We start from the raw sequence: 1,303 nt of genomic DNA on the forward strand, positions 1-1,303 counted from the left end.
GCGCGACGCTTCGGAGGAGTTCGAGTCGTCTGCGTGTGGCTTCGACTGCCCCGTTGGATACCCCCTTGTGCGGAAGAGACGCTGTGATCTCGGCTCGCTTGGGTTTGCGGGTTCTCGGCTCAGCTGAGTTCACGTCGCTGATCGGCGGGGCTTGATCGATCTTGTCGACGAGCTTGGTGAACGCGAATTGGGCGATTTTGCGGTTCGGGCAGTTGTATATGGCGATGGCCTGCTGGTAGAAGTAGTGCACCCCATCGACCTCGACATACCGCTGGTCTGAAAAGACTGTTTCAAGCTTCACTTTCTGATACGGCTTCAATCCACCCTGGTCAGTAGCGCACGCCTGGCCGTGTACAGGGCCTTAGTTTTACGGCCACGATGACCATGTACCTTGGTGTGCCCGCCGGCAGGCCTTGTCGACAACCTCGCTTTAAACCAGTAAGCGACATGGCAAGTGTCCATCACCGGTGTCGCTTCGGGAAGCTGCTGAAGTAGCTGCTGTCTTGTACCTGGTGAATCCATCCATAGCGATGACATCGACTCTGTCCCTTCAACTCCTGGTCACGCTGTTGAATCTACTGGGACAACACTTGTTTGGATCGGCCCCGGAAATAACATCCAACAGCCTGACTCTGCCAAGTTTCGGGCCTTGGAGCCAGTCACAGGGGTCAGATCAACAATGATGGTGACAAAACTCGGGGCCCCTTGCCCCCGCTCGTATTTCCACTTGTGCTCATCGACCCCGATGATCTGCACGTGATCGAAGCGGTGCGGGTCATCGAAGATGAGGTGTTCCGCCTCCTTGAGCCAGCGGAGTGTGGATCGTATGCCACGACACTCCCAGTGACGCTCACGTGGCCGACTGCCAGTTGTACCAATCCGTAGGTGATACAGCGGTCGATGAAGCCGGGACGGGGCCGGGCACATTCGAAGAGCTGGACCCAGATTTTCCTGTCACAATCGAGATTGCCGCAAACATACCGGGGCACTGTGAACACCAGTTTTACCGGGTGTCCGAACGCCGGAATATCTGTGAGCCGGCGAACCACATGATCGCGTGAGTTTCCCGGGCTGCCCGCAGTTCGCACACCCGTTATCAATGGCACTGGGATGACAGTGCACCTGGGTGGTGTTGTCGCCGTCGATCAGGCCTGAAACGACTGTCAACCCGATCTCGGCGGTATACGGAGAATGATATCTGTAGCGGATCAACTCACAGTGACCATGCGCCCTTGGTGTTGTCAGATACACGGCTTGAACACTTGTCATCTCGGACACCAAGGGCGCTTTTATTGTTGGCGGC

Annotated in this window: 1 protein-coding gene; it reads right to left on the reverse strand. The window is 56.6% G+C overall.

The annotated features are described in order from the left end of the window. A partial coding sequence (locus tag JZY06_RS03370) for a hypothetical protein (RefSeq protein ID WP_330617065.1) occupies positions 1 to 301 on the reverse strand: 301 nt, incomplete at its 3' end. Positions 302 to 1,303 lie beyond the last annotated feature (1,002 nt).

Source organism: Corynebacterium mendelii, assembly GCF_017307055.1.
Taxonomy (GTDB): Bacteria; Actinomycetota; Actinomycetes; order Mycobacteriales; family Mycobacteriaceae; genus Corynebacterium; species Corynebacterium mendelii.